We start from the raw sequence: 15,258 nt of genomic DNA, 5'->3' as shown, positions 1-15,258 counted from the left end.
GCGCATGACACACCTTTCGTCTCTCGGCTCGTTCCGTTAGACCGGGCACACATCCGTGTTGTGACACGAGGTGCCCTCATGTCGCGGCGGTCGGCGCCGTCGGCAGGGGTGTCGAACCCGGCAGCCGACTGGACCCACCTGCGCTGTGTCCGGCAACACCCGGGGTGCCGAACCGAGCCATGTGTCACACATACGCCGGTTGCCCGGTCTCACGTGGCGGCCCCCGACGGCTTTTCGTGCGCTCCGGGGCCGCTGTACAGAGTCACCTCCGCTCCCGCCCAGAAAGTCCGTGCATGAACTCAGACAACGAGACGACGACCGCGCCGCCCGAGACAGCGGGCTTCGACGTACGTGAGTTCGCCCGTACGGCACACGGCAACCACCGCGGAACACTCGACCTCGGGCCGCTCACCGAAGAGCCGCTCGACGCCGAATCCGTCCGGCTGGTCCGCGCGCTGCGCGACCTGGAACGTGCGACGCTGCACCGCGTACGCGACCTCCTCGTCACGGCGACCCACCAGGACGCCCGGGTCACCGCGTTCCTCACCACATGGATGTTCGAGAGGTTCTGGATCGCCGACACCCTCGACGCCGTCCTGGACGCTTCGCCCGCCACCCGCGACCTCCCGTCGAGCGCCGGTCCGGCACGGTGGGTACTGGCGGAGCGCCGCGAGCGCCGTGGCCCGGTCCTTCGCTCCCTCATCGCCAACATCACCGGTACGCAGATCGTCGCCGAACACGTGACGACGGTCCTCGTGGACGAATGGATCACACAGGCGGCCTACCGCCGTCTGGCCGGCACCTGTTCCGCGATGGCGTCGATCATCAACCCCGTGGTGGAGATCAAGCATCGCCACATCCGCTTCCTCGCCGAGGAGGCGGAGCGGCGACTTGGGCGCTCGGCCCGCGCCCGGCGCCTCACCCGTCGCGCCCTCCGGCACGCCGCCTGGCCGCTCGGCTCGGTCGACCGCTCCAGCCACGAGCGTGCCTTCTTCGAACGCCATGTCTTCGGCGACCAGAGCGGACGGGCCGAGGCAGGCCGTATCCGCGCGATGGTCGCCGCGCTCCCCGGCATCCGTCCCGGTGTCGCATCCACCGTGGAATCGAGGCTCCTTCCGTGACACTGCACAACGCGAAGACCGAACTCGGCACCGCGCACGTCCTGCTGACGGGCGCGACCGGCTTCGTCGGGCAGGCCGTGCTCGAACGGCTGCTCACCGATCACCCCGGCACCCACATCTCACTCCTCGTACGCGGGAAGGGCAGCCAGACCGGGCAGAACCGGCTCCAGCAGCTGCTGCGCAAACCCGTCTTCGACCGCTGGCGGGACGCTGTGGGCGCCGAAGGGGCCGAGCGCATCGTCCATGAGCGGATCACCGTGCTCGACGGCAGCATGACCAGCATTCCCGAGCTGCCTTCCCACCTCGACGTCGTCATCCACTCGGCGTCGACCGTCTCGTTCGACCCGCCCATCCACGAGGCGTTCGACACGAACGTCAACGGCACCGTGAGCCTCTACGAGGCCCTGCTCGCCTCCGGATCGGACCCGCACGTCGTCCACGTGTCGACCTGCTACGTCGGGGGACTCCGGCGTGGTGTGGTGCCCGAGGCCAAGCTCGAGCACGACGTCGACTGGCACACCGAGTGGACCCTGGCGACACGGACCCACGAGCGCACCGAACTCGCCTCGCGGGAGCCGGCGATGCTCGAGCGGTTCATGACCCGCGCCCGCGGCAGGCACGGCAAGGAGGGCCCGATCGCGGCGGCTCGCGCGAGCGAGGACGCGCGGCGCGAGTGGGTGCGTTCCCAACTCGTCGCCGCCGGCCGCAGGCGCGCGCAGAGTCTGGGGTGGACCGACGTCTACACGCTGACGAAGGCACTCGCCGAACGTGCCGCGGAAGACCTCTGGGGCGAGGTCGGACACCGGCTTTCGGTGGTCCGGCCCTCGATCATCGAGAGCGCCCTCCAGCATCCGTTCCCCGGCTGGATCGACGGCTTCAAGGTCGCCGACCCGCTGATCTTCGCCTACGGCCGCGGTCAGCTGCCGGACTTCCCGGGGCTGCCCGACTCGATCCTCGATGTCATACCCGTCGACTTCGTCGTCAACGCCATCCTCGCCGCGGCGGCCAACCCGGCCCCCGTCGACGAGCCGAAGTACTTCCACATCGCCTCGGGCGCGTCCAACCCGCTGCCCTTCCACCGCATGTACGAGAACGTACGCGACTACTACACCCGGTACCCGCTGCCCAAGGGCGACGGATTCGTCAGAGTGCCGACCTGGAAGTTCGCGGGCGAGCGCAGGTTCAACCGAGGTCTTCGGCTGGCGAAGAAGAAGGCCGACCTCTGGGACGCCGCTCTGCGGCTGATGCCGAACGACGAGCGCAAGCAGGCTCTCGCGACCGAGAACGCCAAGCTGCGCGCCGGCATCGCCACCCTCAGCAACTTCACCGACCTCTACCGCGCGTACGCGCAGACGGAGATCATCTTCGACGACCGCAACGCCCGCGCCCTGAACGACGCGCTGCCGTCCGAAGTACGTGCGGACCGTGGCTTCGATGTGGAGCGGATCGACTGGGAGGAGTACCTGCAGAAGGTGCACCTCCCCGCCGTCAGCGAGCTGACAGCGGCCTACCGTCGCCGCAGGGCCGCGGCCGCCCGGCCGGCGAACGCCCGCCCGAGGCGCGAACTGCCGCAGCGTACCGACGTAGTCGCGGTCTTCGACCTCGAACGGACCGTCGTCGACTCCAACATCGTCGAGCAGTACCTCTGGGTGCGCACCTCGGGCCTCCGCAAGGCGGCCTGGCCGAAGGAGGCGGTGGACCTGCTCGCCGCACTGCCCGGCTACCTCCGCGCCGAGAGGCGGGACCGCGGCGAGTTCATCCGTGCGTTCCTGCGCCGCTACCGCGGCATGCCCGTCGCCCGTCTCGAGGAGGTCGTGCGGCGCGGCTATGCCGACACGATGCTGCGGCACACGAGCGCGGACGCCCTGGCCCGCATCCGCGAGCACCGTGCGGCGGGTCACCGCACCGTCCTGGTCACCGGCTCCATCGGCGTTCTCGCCGCTCCGCTCGCCGACCTGTTCGACGAGGTCGTCGGAAGTTCCATGCACGTGAGGGACGGTGTGCTCACCGGCTACCTCGCGAAGCCGCCGCTCGTCGACGAGGCGAGGGCCGCATGGCTTCAGCGGTACGCAGAGGAGGGCGGCTACGACCTCGCGGCCTCCTACGGCTACGGCGACAGCCACTCCGACCTGCCGTGGCTGTCGCTCCTCGGCCGGCCCTCGGCGATCAACCCCGACGCCGGACTGGCGCGCGAGTCGCACAGGAGGAACTGGACCATCCACCGCTGGAAGAGCGGCGGTTCGGGGGTGCGCCGCGACGTCATCGCGGCACGGGCGGCGACCGCGACGCGCACCGACGAGAAGAGTGACTGATGGCTTTCGACATAGACAAGTACACGGAGAACTCCACCGGCGTGCAGTGGGCCGACCTCGACTTCGACGAGTTCGAGCGCAACCCGCTGCCCGAGGAGACGCTGCGCACGCTGCGCTACATGTGCGACATCGAGTACCACACGGTCTGCTACATGCGGAACCTGCTGACGACCCCGTCTCACGACGAGCCCGCGGTGGGCGCATTCATGACGATGTGGAACCGCGAGGAGTTCTGGCATGGCGAAGCGCTCGCGGCCGTGCTGGAGCGCCACGGCGTCCGAGTCGACTTCGACGAGCTCAAGGCGACCCGTCTGAAGCTCGGCTGGAGAGACCGCTTGGCGCCGGTGAAACTGACGGCGATAGGCCGGCTGGTCGGAAACGACTTCGTCGCCGTGCACATGGCGTGGGGTGCGGCGAACGAGTGGTCGGCGACAGCGGCGTACCACCGGCTTGCGGCGCTGGAGAGTCACCCCGTGCTGGTACCGCTGCTGCGGCGGATCGCGCAGCAGGAGACGAAGCACGTCGCGTTCTACGCATCGCAGGCGCGTGACCGGCTCGCGGCCAGCAAGAAGGCCCGGGTGATCGCCCGGTTCGCGCTCGAGCGGTCCTGGGGCCCGGTCGGCTCGGGCGTCATGCCGGAGACCGAGGTCACGCACGTCATGACTCACCTCTTCGCGGGCTCCGAGGGCCGCAAACTCATCCGCGACATCGACTCGCACATCGCGAAGCTGCCCGGCATGGACGGCCTGCGCATAGTCGAGGACGCCATGGACAAGCGGGGCATCGCTCTCTGAAGGCGGACTCTCCCCAGGAGATGACTTCTCGGACCGTGTCCTACGTGGCGAGGCGTCGAACTCCGGCGTCTCGAAGTCCACTGCCACCAGCGGCGAAGGGCTGACCGCCCACTAGTCGTCGACGAACGTGACCGTCTCGTCGAGTGGTGCTCGGCCGGTACGGGTGTAGGGCACCGCGGCGTCTTCGAATCCGATCGACATGCCGCAGAAGAGGATGAGGTCGTCCGGGGGAGACAGGACCTCCGCGACGGTCTTGCGGTACACCGACCACGCCATCTGCGGGCAGCTGTGCAGGCCTTCGGCGCGGAGCAGCAGCATCACGGTCTGCAGATACATGCCCACGTCGGACCACTGGGGCCGGCCCAGACCTCGGTCGATGTAGCAGAACAGGGCGGCGGGCGCGCCGAAGCAGTTCCAGTTCTCGGAAGCGGCCCTCTGGCGCGCCTCCCAGTCCTCGCGCGCGATGCCGAGGGCGCTGTAGCGCTCCGCACCGAAGGCGGATCGGCGCTCGCGGTACGGGGAGCGGAGTGTGTCCGGGTACATCTCGTACTCCCGCTCGTCCCAGGGATCGCACGCGGCCACGCGCCCGCCGGCGAGCTCCTTGAGTTCGCCCAGTGGTCGGCCGGTCAGCACGTAGACGTGCCAGGGCTGGAGGTTCGACCCGGACGGCGCCCAAGCCGCGGCGGACAGCACCCGCTCCAGCACCTCCCTGGAGACGGGCCGGTCGATGAATCCGCGTACCGCTCGTCGGCTCTTGACTGCCTCGTAGACGTCCAAGATCACCAATCTCCCTTGCCTGCTCTCCATGCCTCCCCCTTGACCGCCAGGAGATCGCAAAACGTAACAATATTCTCCAAATGGCATGGGTGGCAGTAGTGCTGGGCCGCGACCGTCGCGAGCCCTGACTCCGGTTTGCGAAAGGAGGTCAGCGGCCCGGCGTGGCCGGTTGGTCCGATGCCGACGGGCTGCTCACCGGAAGGTGATCCTCCGCCCACAGGAACAAGACGGCCAGCGGGATGAGGAAGGCCTTGCCGTGCGCAGAGAGCGCGTACCGGGTTCGCGGTGACAGCCTGGGCCTGATGTCCTCGGTGACCAGGTCGATCGCGGTCAGTTCCTGGAGGCGTCGGGCGAGCGTGCGGTCGCTGATGCCGGGGACGCGCGCGCGAATCTGTACGAAGTCGGCCGGGCCTTTGGCCAGAGCCATGAGGATCAGGCCGTTCCAGCGTCTGCTGAGCAGAGCGAAGGCCCGGGCGATGGCCGGAGAGCTGTCGGCCGACTGCGGATGCTCGGATCGGCGTGCCGGCTCAGGGTGTTGTGGGGTAGCCATGGTGTGTGTCCGCTCTGGTACGGCGCGAGACATCGCGATACAACAAACTCGCGCAGTACTCAGTGGTCGTGGTCGTACCGAAAGTCGGCCCGGGGTCCACCGGGCCGCGCCCTCGGTGCGCTGCCGTGCACGGAGCAGCCGTGCGTGGTGCCTCGTTCGCCTTCGGCGCCGAGCGGAGGTCCTCGACTGCCGGGGCCCGACTGCGCCCAGGAAGCGCGCGGTATCAGCCGTCACCGTCATTGCGGCGGGCGTGGGCGTGCGCGTGACGTCCAACCGGCAGAGCGGCGCCGGACCCCGGCAAGGCCGGGAGCAACTCCCCGGAAGCCGTCGCACTGGTCTTCGTGCCGCGGGCATCCCTGATGACCCAGTGGCCGCACATGACTGCTGTGAGCCCGCAGACGGTCCACAGGGCGAGGACGGCAAGGTGGCCGGCGTCGGCGTTGCCGTCGAAATACGTGGTGTCGCGAAGCAGGCTGGCTCCGGCGCCGGGAGGCAGCCACTGGCCGACGTGGTCCACGCCCTCGGGGAGCATCTCCGGAGCGGAGGTGGCGCCGGAGAAGGCGTTTCCGACGAAGACCATGAGCGCGGCGCTGAGCCCGAGGCCCGCCGGTCCGAGGAGCCGGATCACGCCGGCGGCGGTGGCGCTGACGGAGAGCAGGTCGAGCGACAGAATCGCCCACGTGGCCACGTGATTGTGGGGCAGCGCCCCGAGGAAACCCTGGGCCACGAGATAGACACCCAGGCCCGCGACGGCGCATGCGACGAGGAGCGTCAGCACGCGATGCCGTGGGCGGGCCAGGCCGCGAGCCATCGTGACAAACGCCCCGATCATGATGCCGCAGATCGTGAGCGGGAAGACCGATGAGCTGAACACCACGCCCCGGGGGTCCTCGGTGGCGACGGGCACCACGTCGACCGCCTTCACGGTGACCCTCACCGAGGAGTCCGCACCGGCGGCCCCCTGCTTGGCGGCCCTTTGCCGGGCGGCTGCCTGCTTGTGGGCCTTCGCCGGGGACCGTGCAGCGTCCGCCTGCTCCTGGGCGGCCTTCTGCTGGGCGATCTGCCGGGTGGCCTTGTCGGCCAACTGCTGTCCGACATCGGTCAGAAGCTGGGCCACGGAGGGGCTGGCGGCGGTGGCCTTCAGTACGGTGACACTGTGGCCGGAGACGGCGAAGGCGCCGTAGACATCCCGGTTCCTGATCGCTGACCGCGCGGCCTGCTGGTCGGGGTAGAGACGGAAGTCGAACGCGCCGGGCTTCCCACGGGTCAGTCCCTCCACCGCGTGCTGACTGGCCGGCCCGGTGCCCACGATCCCGACCGGGACGTCACGTGGCGAGATCCGCCCCGCCGGCCAGGCGAACGCCATCACCGCCAGAGTGATCACTATGGGCAGCGCGATGGCGGCAACGGCTACTTCCCGCCATGCCTGGTGTCCTGACAAGGGGTTCCTCACGGCTCGCTCTTCTCGCAAAAAAGAATGATCGTTTTTCTTGAACCTCAGTCTGGCCCGCGCATGGGCAGACGTCAACACGAATGTTCGTTTTCTTTGTTAGGCTGGCCTCATGCCCAAGGTCACCCAGCAGCACATGGACGCCCGCCGCGAGCAGATCCTGGACGCGGCGCGCCGTTGTTTCCTCCGTGACGGGTTCCACTCCACGTCCATGCAGGACCTGTTCGCGGAGGCGGGGCTGTCCGCGGGTGCGGTGTATCGCCACTTCACCAGCAAGGACGAGATGATCCTCGCGATCGCTGAGGAGAACATGCGCGATGTCCTCGACATCACGCTCGCCGTCGCCACGAACCGGCAGGGCCAGTCCATGGGGGCGGTCATGGCGGAACTGCTCGATGTGATTCGGGTGAAGTCTGTCGAGGAGGACGTGGCCGGCCTCGCGGTTCTGGTCTGGGGGGAGGCCATGCGCAACCGCTCGCTGGCGCGCAAGCTCGACCATCTCATGGGCCGCATCCGCGCCAATCTGGTCACCTTGGTCCGCGACCAGCAGGAACGCGGCAGTCTGCCCGCGGACGCGACGGCGGAGGCGATCGCTTCAACGATGCTCTCCGTCCTCCCCGGCTACATCCTTCAAGTGGCTCTGCTCGATCCGGCTGTCGTGGCCGAGGTGCCTGACGCGGTGCGGGCGTTGTGGCCGGGGCCGGCCGGTGAGTGCTGAGCGGTCTCGCCGCTCACGGGCTGCCCGCGCTGGTCCGAGGTGGGATATCCGCGGGCCAGGGTGAGGCGAGGTCATGCGGAAGGGGTGCCGCTCCGGAGAGAGGCACCCCTTGTGACCTGTAGGTCTCTGACCGCTACGCGGGGCCCCTGGTTCGGGATCTGGTGCAGCGCAGCGCATCGGCCTGCCCCTGGTCGCCGTCGGCCAGGTCGCCCTCGCCCGATCCTGGTGGCCACCGTGGCCACCAAGATCGCACAGTCGTGCTGATGATCAGCGCGCGCGGGCCGCGGTGATGATGAGGTCGGCCACCGCACCGGGATGGGAGACCGGGGAGAGGTGCGAGGAGTTGATCTCTCTCACCTTGGTGTTCGCGACCTCTGCCGTCGCCTCCTGCGCGGCCGCCGGGATGATCCTGTCCTGTCGCCCGATCAGGGCCCACGAGCGAATTGATTTCCACGCCGGGTCCCCCGACGGCTCGGTGACTGCGGAGGCTTCCAGCGGCCGCTGGGCCGCGATGATCTGGTTCTGCTGTTTGGCGGACAGGTCCTGGGCGAACGAGGAACGCACGACCTGCGGCTTCAGGTAGAGATCCGCGTCCCCGGCCGATGCGCCCGGGAAGGGGACGAGGTTGAACACCGTGGTCGGATCCGGCACGATCACTCCCGAACCGGGCCGGGAGCCGGCGATCTCCCCTGCGGACTGCCCCTTCGCGGGGATGAAGGCGTCGATGTACACGAGCGCCTCGACGTCGGTGTTGCCGAGGGCGGCGTTCGTGATGACCATGCCGCCGTACGAGTGGCCGGCCAGTACGATCGGGCCCTTGATCGTCTTGAGGTAGTCGGCCAGGTAGGCGGCGTCGCTGCGCACACCGCGCAGCGGGTTCGGCGGGGCAACGACGTGGTAGCCCTGGCTTTTCAGACGGGTGATGACGCCGTTCCAGCTGGACCCGTCGGCCCAGGCTCCGTGCACGAGCACCACGGTCGGCCTGCTCGCAGTGGCGGACTGAGCGGACGAGGTGGCCGAGGCCGGTGAGGTCGATGCGCCCGCCGGACCGACCGCGGTGACGAGGAGCGCAGCTCCGACGCTCGCCGTGGCCAGGACGGCGAGCGGAGTGCGGGTGCGTCGGTATGCAGAACGACGGTTCATGAAAGGCCCCTTCGAAGCATGGGTTGGATTTCTGCCGCTACCGGAAAGCGGGAGCGGCATCTGTCGCGACAGCGCGCTGTCGCACGTCACGGCAAGGCAGGCCGTGGCAGGCAAGCCGGGAGGATGTCTCGGGCCTGCCGGGAACGGGCTCGGCCGCGGATCGACTCGATCGGTGAACCGATGGGGCTTGCCGCGCGCGGATCGGCCGGGTACCGGGCGGCCGCTCTGATCGCGGCGACACCTCAGGCGCTCATCGTGTCCGTCGGCGCTCGACGGGTATGGACGGGGCCGATCAGCACGGGCGGCCGGAACTGATCATCGCTCGCCGCCTTCAAGCCCGGGTCTGCTCGGCCTCGGTGCCCATCGCGGTGCTCGACCGAGCAGCCGCGTAGGCCTGCTCGCTGGCGACCGGGTACCTGACCTCGGGGGAACGGTCGTACTCGACGAACACGACGGCGGCATTCGCCCGCGCCGCCTGAAGCCCGTCCAGGACCTTCCAGGCGCCCTCCGGGCCCGTGCACGAGGTTATTCGGCGAGTTTTCCTTCGGTCGAGACCTCTGCCATCAGAGAGGAGATCTCGTCGGGGATGGCCGGAATGCTCTCGCGGGTGATGCCGGTCGTGGGCGACCACACGAGGTTGACCTGCTGGGCGGGGTCCAGGTGCGGGTGGTCGCTGCGGTTGTGGCAGCCGCGGGTCTCGCGGCGCTCCAGTGCCGCCTCGAGGGTGGCCCGGGCGGCCAGAGCGGCGGACTTGAGGTCGAAGGCGTGGGCGAGGTCCTGGAAGCCGGCGATGTCCGGGTGGACGCCGACGTCCTGCATCCGCTTCTCGATGGTCGCGAGCTCCGCCAGGCCGGCGCGCAGGCCTGCTTCGTCGCGCACGACTCCCGCGTGCTCGGTCATGGTGGTGCGGATGGCGCGCTGCAGGGCGCGGACGTTCTCCGGGCCGTCCGCCGCGAGCAGCTCGTCGATCTCCGCGCGGGCGGCCGCGACCGCCGACGCCGAGCGTGGCTGGGCGGTCAGCGACTGCGCGTAGTCGGCGGCCGCCCGGCCCGTGATGCGGCCGAAGACCAGCAGCTCTATGAGGCTGTTCCCGCCCAGCCGGTTGGCGCCGTGCAGACCGCTGGACGCCTCGCCGATGGCGTACAGGCCGCGTACGTCGGTGCTGTGGTCCTCGGGGCGGACCCACACCCCGCCCATCGAGTAGTGCGCGGTGGGCGCGATCTCGATGGGGTCGCGGGTGATGTCCAGCATCTGGAGGTCCAGCAGGGTCTGGTACACCCGGGGGAGACGCGTCATGATCGTCTGCCGGGGCAGGTGGGAGACGTCGAGCCACACACCGCCCTTGGGGGTGCCGCGGCCTTCCTTGATCTCCGTGTAGGAGGCCAGGGCGACCCGGTCACGGGTGGACAGCTCCATGCGGACGGGGTCGTAGCGGTTCATGAACCGCTCACCGAGGGCGTTGCGCAGGATGCCGCCCTCACCGCGCGCGGCCTCACTGACGAGGGTGCCGGCCGCGTTCTCCGGCTCGATGATTCCGGACGGGTGGAACTGCACCAGTTCGGGGTCGCGCAGGCGGGCGCCGGCCTCCACGGCAAGACGGAACGAGTCACCCGTGTTCTCGTCACGACGCGAGGAGGTCCGCCGCCAGATCCGGGTGTGGCCGCCCGCGGCGAGGATGACGGCGTCGGCGTGGATCAGGTACCGGGTGCCATGGGTGAGGTCGAAGCCGTAGGCGCCGAAGACGGCGCCGTCGTGGACCAGAAGGCTGGTGATGTAGACGCCGTCGAGGACGGGGATGCGCAGTTGTTCCGCGCGCCGGATGAGCGTGCGCTGGATCTCCAGGCCGGTGTAGTCGCCGGCGAAGGCGGTCCGCCGGAAGGTGTGCGCGCCGAAGAAGCGCTGGGAGATCCGGCCGTCCTCCTCCCGGGCGAAGGTCATGCCGTAGCGCTCCAGGTCGGCGATGCCACGGGCGGCGCCCTGGGTGACGATCTCCACTGTGCGGGGATCGGCGAGCAGGTAGCTCTCCTTGATCGTGTCGGCCGCGTGCTGCTGCCAGCTGTCCTCCGGGTCCATGGTGGCCAGCGCCGCGTTGATGCCGCCGGCGGCAAGTGCCGTATGGGCGTCCTCCTTGGGGCGCTTGCCGACGGCGAGGACATCGATACCGGCCTCGGCCAGTTCGATCGCCGCACGCAGCCCGGCACCTCCGGTTCCGATCACCAGCACCGTGGTGGAAAGACGTTGTTCGGTGATAGCCACGATCTACTCCGATTGCCGAGGGATTGTCACTCAGTAGGACCAGGACGTTCCTGAATCTGTGACACCTTCCGCGGCCGCTCCCATGGCGGGTGCTGTCCGCTGACCTCGACATGGGCGAAAGACGGCGCGTAATCCGGGTCACTCCCGTGCCTGCCGGCAGGTGCTTCCCCGCCGGCGGGCCGCTGCGACCGTCCTTCCGTCGGACCGCTCAACCCCTTATTCCATGACAAACCTGGCGACGGCCCGGGCGGGGCTGGCGCGAGCTGTCACAACCTCGTGGGCTGCATGGTCATACCTCCGGCCGAACACTGCCTTCGCGAGCCGGCTGACCACTGATCGTCTCCGTCGGACGGCGGAGCGGAAGACGCCGTACGCCACTGCACAGCCGTGCGCCGGGGCGAGCCGTCCGTCGGACATGGCTGCCTTCGGCATTCGCGCAGCGGTTCCCAGCAGGCAAGTTGCGGGGCCATCGATCGCTGGGGGCGGTGGCGTCCCCGGCGAGGGAATGAGGCAGTAAGTGGGAATGACCGTTCACTCCGGAGGCCGAGCCTTCCGGTCGAGCTCCGCTTCCGGCGGCACTCATCGCCTCGACCTCCGCTTGCGCCACGAGCGGCTGGTGTTCGCCAGGAGGCGCACGTCGCAGGACCGGTTTGCCGACGCCATCACAGCCTTCGCGGGCACGATGGGCTTCGTGTACGTCCATGCCGTCTGGTTTGCGGTGTGGATCGCCCTCAACCTCAGGCTGTTCGGCTCCGAAGCGGTCTTCGACCCCTACCCGTTCGGGCTGCTCACCATGATCGTGAGCCTGGAGGCCATCTTCCTGTCCACATTCGTCATGGTGAGCCAGAATCGGCAGGCCGCTCGTGAGAACGTCCGGGCGGATCTGGATTTCGAGACCAATCTTCGCGCCGAGGTCTGGGCCGTGCACATAGGCAAGGCGCTCGGCCTGAATCCGCAGGAGATCGAGCTTCACGTCCAGGAGATCATCCAGCAGAGCAAGAGCGCGATGGAACCGGGGTCCGGGGTTCCGCCGGTGGCCCCGGACGCCCTGTGAACGTGGCCTTGCAACGGCTGCGCCGTGGGACGCTCTGCGGGGTATTTTCCTTGAGTGCGAAGAGCCGCCGTGTGCCGGCATGAGGCACACGACGGCTTCAGACGACATCCAGAGCAGGTCGGGCAGCCCATGCCGTCGGCTATGAGGCCAGCCTGATGCTTGTCGGCGTTCCCCGTAGGGCCATCTTCGTGTAAGGGCACAGCGAGTCGGCCTTCTTCACGAGCGGGGCGGCGACGACAGGGTCGATGTCGGGCCACTTGACCTCGAGGTCGACGTGCAACAAGTAGCCGCCGTCTTCCGGGTCCCGTCCAAAGGCCACGGTCGCCTCCACGGAGATCGCTGTGGGGTCGAGCGCGGCCTGCCGTGCGGCCAGACTCAGCGCCCCGTGGAAGCAGGCGGCGAAACCGGCGGCGAACAACTGCTCGGGATTCGTCCCCTGGCCGTCTCCTCCCAGCTCCGTGGGCATGCGCAGGTTGAGATCCAGGACTCCGTCGCCCGAGCGTGCCCTTCCCGAGGCCCGCCCGTGACTCGCCGTCCCCCCGCTCACCGTCACCGTCGTGGTGTAGATCGGGGCGAAGGCCGCTCCGTCGAAGTCCTTTTCGGTGGACAGATTGGGCAACCGGGTCCACTCGGTCACGGCATGACTCCGTCAGCGTTGCAGTGCACGGCCGGGCACTGAGCCGAGAACGACGCAGGAAAGCTGACGTCCGTCGGCCTTTTCACGTCACGCGGCTTCTTTGTGCCACGCCGCCGTGCGGTACCGGATTCCAGGTCAGGGGCAGAGCCCAACGGACCAGTAATGTTGAATGCCATTTTTGGCACACCTTCGTGTAAGGAGGGTTTCCAGATGCGGACAGTCAGTTGACCGACACGTCCCCCCTGCTGATGGCGGTCAGGGGTGTATCAGCAGCATGATGACCGTTCCCAAAGCCATCGATCCGTCCCAGAAGCAGCCGAAAGGCTCCCTCCTGCCGGTGGAGATGGCTACGGCGTCCGAATCGCTGCGTAGCGTGGGCATGCCACGGGTCAGTGACCGGAGAGCGACCACGAGCAGGTACAGCGCCAGTACCCCGGTGACCACGGTGCCGGCCTTCGATTCCCCCGCGGAGTGACTGAGGTGCACGGCCTGGTGCTCCGACGGGAGACCTTCGGCCACGGGCTGGTGCGAGGGGCCCGCCATGGAGAGCGTCATCCAGGCCATCGCGGCCATGCCGACCGCGTACGGCAGCCTCCGTGCGGCCGCGGTCAGTATCGACCGTTGACGGCAGCCGGCCGCGGTCAGCGGGAACCACAGAGCAGCGGCCGCGAAGAAGACCGTCTGCGGCAGCGCCGGCAGCCCAGGACCGCGGCTCCACGGCATCACCGCCATGGCCAGGGCCATGGCGGTGTGCAGGATGTGGTCGACTCGGCTGCGCCATTCAACGCTCCGTGACACGAGGGCGTACCGCAGTGCGCGCACGGCCGCGGCCGCGAACAGCGCTGTCAGCATGCAGGACACGACATCAGTGGCGGTCATGCCGTACGGCGTCCTCCCACGGAGCGAGCGGGCTCCGTTCGGAACCGGTCTGTGCGCAGGCGGCGGGTCAGGCGGTGGGCCGCGGGGCGCGCAGATGGGCCCGCTTCTCCAGTTCCTCGTCGTCGACCAGCGTGAGCATCGGCTGGCCCGGCGCGCACATCATGAACACGATGTACTTGGCCGGCGCGTCCGACGAGGCGTTGCCGTTCTGATAGTGGATCACCTCACCGCCCGGCTCCCAGAACGTCTCACCGGCCTTGATCACGTGCTCCGGTTCACCCTCGAGCTCCCACCGGACCGCTCCCTCGAGCACGTAGCCGAAACACGGCCCCGAGTGGCGGTGCGGGGGAGTCCCAGGGTGACCGGGAGCCCACTCGACAAGGACAGTCATTCCCGAAGCGCCCTCGGGAATGAAAGGCGGCTTGACATCCGCCAGCATCTTGGGTCCGAAGCCGTCCTCTGAGTGCATTTCGTGCATTGTGTTACACCTCCGTAGACGTGCCCGGAGCGGACGATCTCACGTCGGCAATTCCGGGCCCACAACAACTTGCTTTACAGCGAAGACAAAGCGCGGCCCGTATCTGTGAAAGGCCGCGCGCCTCCTGCCTTACGCGCAGCGAGTCCTCATATCACCCTCCCCCCTGCCGGTGGTCTCCACCATTCGGCCGGCTGCGCGGCATTGAGCGGGCCGACAGGCAGGTCGGGTATACCGTCGGCCCCTGCCAACAGAAAGGCGGCCCGGCGGCCGATACCGGGCCGCGAGGAATCCGGACCCTGGCTCAGCCGAACATGCCGACCTTGTAGCTGCCGGCCGGCTGCTGGGTGATGATGTTGATGCGGTTGTAGGCGTTGATGACGGCGATGAGGGTCGTCAGCGCGGCGAGCTGGTCCTCGTCGAAGTGCTTGGCGGCGTTCGCCCAGGCCTCGTCGGTGACACCACCGGCCGCGTCCGCGACGCGGGTGCCCTGCTCGGCCAGCTCCAGCGCGGCGCGCTCGGCCTCGGTGAAGACCGTCGCCTCCCGCCAGGCGGCGACCAGGTTGAGCCGTACCGAGGTCTCGTCCGCGTGGGCGGCCTCTTTGGTGTGCATGTCGGTGCAGAAGCCGCAGCCGTTGATCTGGCTGGCGCGGATCTCCACCAGATACTGAATGGTGGCCGGCAGCGTCGACTCCGACAGCGCCTTGCTGGCGGAGAAGAGGTGCTTCAGCACCTTGCCCGCGAGGGGATTGCCGTAGTAGTTGAGGCGTGCGTTCATTGACCCTCCTGGCCAGAATTGCTGGTACGCACTACTGACCGGACAGCCCGGCAAGGTGTGACACCGAGGGCCTGCGCGCTGTGTGTCCACTTCCGGATCGGAGCCGGTGCCGATGGGCGCGGGCGCCAGGCGGGCCGTGGCGCTCGACAGGAAGGCGACCGGGCCGGCCAGCTGTCGGTCGTGGTTGCGAAGACCTGTCGCCGACACCGCGCCTTGCCGCGCCCTCCCGCGGAGCGGACGAAACGTGTTCCGGGCACCACGGCGCGATGTCGAGGACTGTCACAGGAGTGGCCCGGGCGCGGTCCTAGGTGTTG

Annotated in this window: 15 protein-coding genes; 5 read left to right on the top strand and 10 right to left on the bottom strand. The window is 68.8% G+C overall.

The genetic code is table 11. The features are described from left to right. The first annotated feature begins 293 nt into the window (after positions 1 to 293). From ACWGKQ_RS15340 to ACWGKQ_RS15330, 3 genes are read left to right on the top strand one after another with little or no spacing between them, the layout of a single operon-like run. On the top strand, positions 294 to 1,121 hold the full coding sequence (locus ACWGKQ_RS15340; protein WP_453292403.1) for a hypothetical protein: 828 nt from the start codon (positions 294 to 296) through the stop codon (positions 1,119 to 1,121). Beyond that, a complete protein-coding gene (locus ACWGKQ_RS15335; RefSeq protein WP_453292402.1) occupies positions 1,118 to 3,433 on the top strand; it encodes an HAD-IB family phosphatase in 2,316 nt (771 codons plus the stop codon). The genes ACWGKQ_RS15340 and ACWGKQ_RS15335 overlap by 4 nt, the downstream gene beginning before the upstream one ends. Then, a complete protein-coding gene (locus ACWGKQ_RS15330) occupies positions 3,433 to 4,227 on the top strand; it encodes a ferritin-like domain-containing protein (protein WP_453292401.1) in 795 nt (264 codons plus the stop codon). The genes ACWGKQ_RS15335 and ACWGKQ_RS15330 overlap by 1 nt, the downstream gene beginning before the upstream one ends. A 111-nt stretch (positions 4,228 to 4,338) precedes the next feature. Here the strand turns inward: ACWGKQ_RS15330 and ACWGKQ_RS15325 are convergent, their stop codons facing one another. The 3 genes from ACWGKQ_RS15325 to ACWGKQ_RS15315 form a co-directional block, all read right to left on the bottom strand. Continuing rightward, entirely contained in the window at positions 4,339 to 5,004 is a 666-nt protein-coding gene (locus tag ACWGKQ_RS15325; RefSeq protein WP_453292400.1) for a nitroreductase, read from the bottom strand. Positions 5,005 to 5,152: 148 nt separating this feature from the next. Next, a complete protein-coding gene (locus tag ACWGKQ_RS15320) occupies positions 5,153 to 5,554 on the bottom strand; it encodes a winged helix-turn-helix transcriptional regulator (RefSeq protein WP_453292399.1) in 402 nt (133 codons plus the stop codon). Positions 5,555 to 5,777: 223 nt separating this feature from the next. After that, entirely contained in the window at positions 5,778 to 6,995 is a 1,218-nt protein-coding gene (locus ACWGKQ_RS15315; protein WP_453292398.1) for an ABC transporter permease, read from the bottom strand. A 121-nt stretch (positions 6,996 to 7,116) separates the two neighbouring features. Here ACWGKQ_RS15315 and ACWGKQ_RS15310 point away from each other — a divergent pair, with 121 nt between their 5' ends. Then, positions 7,117 to 7,722 (top strand): TetR/AcrR family transcriptional regulator, encoded by a 606-nt coding sequence (locus tag ACWGKQ_RS15310; protein ID WP_453292397.1) that lies wholly within the window; start codon positions 7,117 to 7,119, stop codon positions 7,720 to 7,722. 267 nt (positions 7,723 to 7,989) lie between these two features. On the opposite strand, the gene ACWGKQ_RS15305 is transcribed toward ACWGKQ_RS15310, so the two are convergent. From ACWGKQ_RS15305 to ACWGKQ_RS15295, 3 genes are all read right to left on the bottom strand, one after another. Further along, positions 7,990 to 8,865 (bottom strand): alpha/beta fold hydrolase, encoded by an 876-nt coding sequence (locus ACWGKQ_RS15305; protein WP_453292396.1) that lies wholly within the window; start codon positions 8,863 to 8,865, stop codon positions 7,990 to 7,992. A gap of 331 nt (positions 8,866 to 9,196) precedes the next feature. Next, entirely contained in the window at positions 9,197 to 9,496 is a 300-nt protein-coding gene (locus ACWGKQ_RS15300) for an alpha/beta hydrolase fold domain-containing protein (protein ID WP_453292395.1), read from the bottom strand. Continuing rightward, positions 9,391 to 11,121 (bottom strand): L-aspartate oxidase, encoded by a 1,731-nt coding sequence (locus ACWGKQ_RS15295; protein WP_453292394.1) that lies wholly within the window; start codon positions 11,119 to 11,121, stop codon positions 9,391 to 9,393. The genes ACWGKQ_RS15300 and ACWGKQ_RS15295 overlap by 106 nt, the downstream gene beginning before the upstream one ends. A 523-nt stretch (positions 11,122 to 11,644) precedes the next feature. On the opposite strand from ACWGKQ_RS15295, the gene ACWGKQ_RS15290 reads away from it, so the two are divergent. Next, entirely contained in the window at positions 11,645 to 12,175 is a 531-nt protein-coding gene (locus ACWGKQ_RS15290; protein WP_453292393.1) for a DUF1003 domain-containing protein, read from the top strand. 139 nt (positions 12,176 to 12,314) lie between these two features. On the opposite strand, the gene ACWGKQ_RS15285 is transcribed toward ACWGKQ_RS15290, so the two are convergent. From ACWGKQ_RS15285 to ACWGKQ_RS15270, 4 genes are all read right to left on the bottom strand, one after another. Continuing rightward, entirely contained in the window at positions 12,315 to 12,812 is a 498-nt protein-coding gene (locus ACWGKQ_RS15285) for an Ohr family peroxiredoxin (RefSeq protein WP_453292392.1), read from the bottom strand. Positions 12,813 to 13,067: 255 nt separating this feature from the next. Beyond that, positions 13,068 to 13,691: a DUF5134 domain-containing protein gene (locus tag ACWGKQ_RS15280; protein WP_453292391.1), complete on the bottom strand. Its 624-nt coding sequence runs from the start codon at positions 13,689 to 13,691 to the stop codon at positions 13,068 to 13,070. Positions 13,692 to 13,758: 67 nt separating this feature from the next. Further along, positions 13,759 to 14,169, bottom strand: coding sequence for a cupin domain-containing protein (locus tag ACWGKQ_RS15275; protein WP_453292390.1), 411 nt, complete (start codon positions 14,167 to 14,169; stop codon positions 13,759 to 13,761). A 301-nt stretch (positions 14,170 to 14,470) separates the two neighbouring features. Continuing rightward, on the bottom strand, positions 14,471 to 14,944 hold the full coding sequence (locus ACWGKQ_RS15270; protein WP_453292389.1) for a carboxymuconolactone decarboxylase family protein: 474 nt from the start codon (positions 14,942 to 14,944) through the stop codon (positions 14,471 to 14,473). Between the last annotated feature and the right edge of the window lie 314 nt (positions 14,945 to 15,258).

Source organism: Streptomyces sp. NPDC054770, assembly GCF_053611985.1.
Note: the sequence above shows the minus strand (reverse complement) of the source record. Positions and strands in the feature narration are given on the sequence as shown.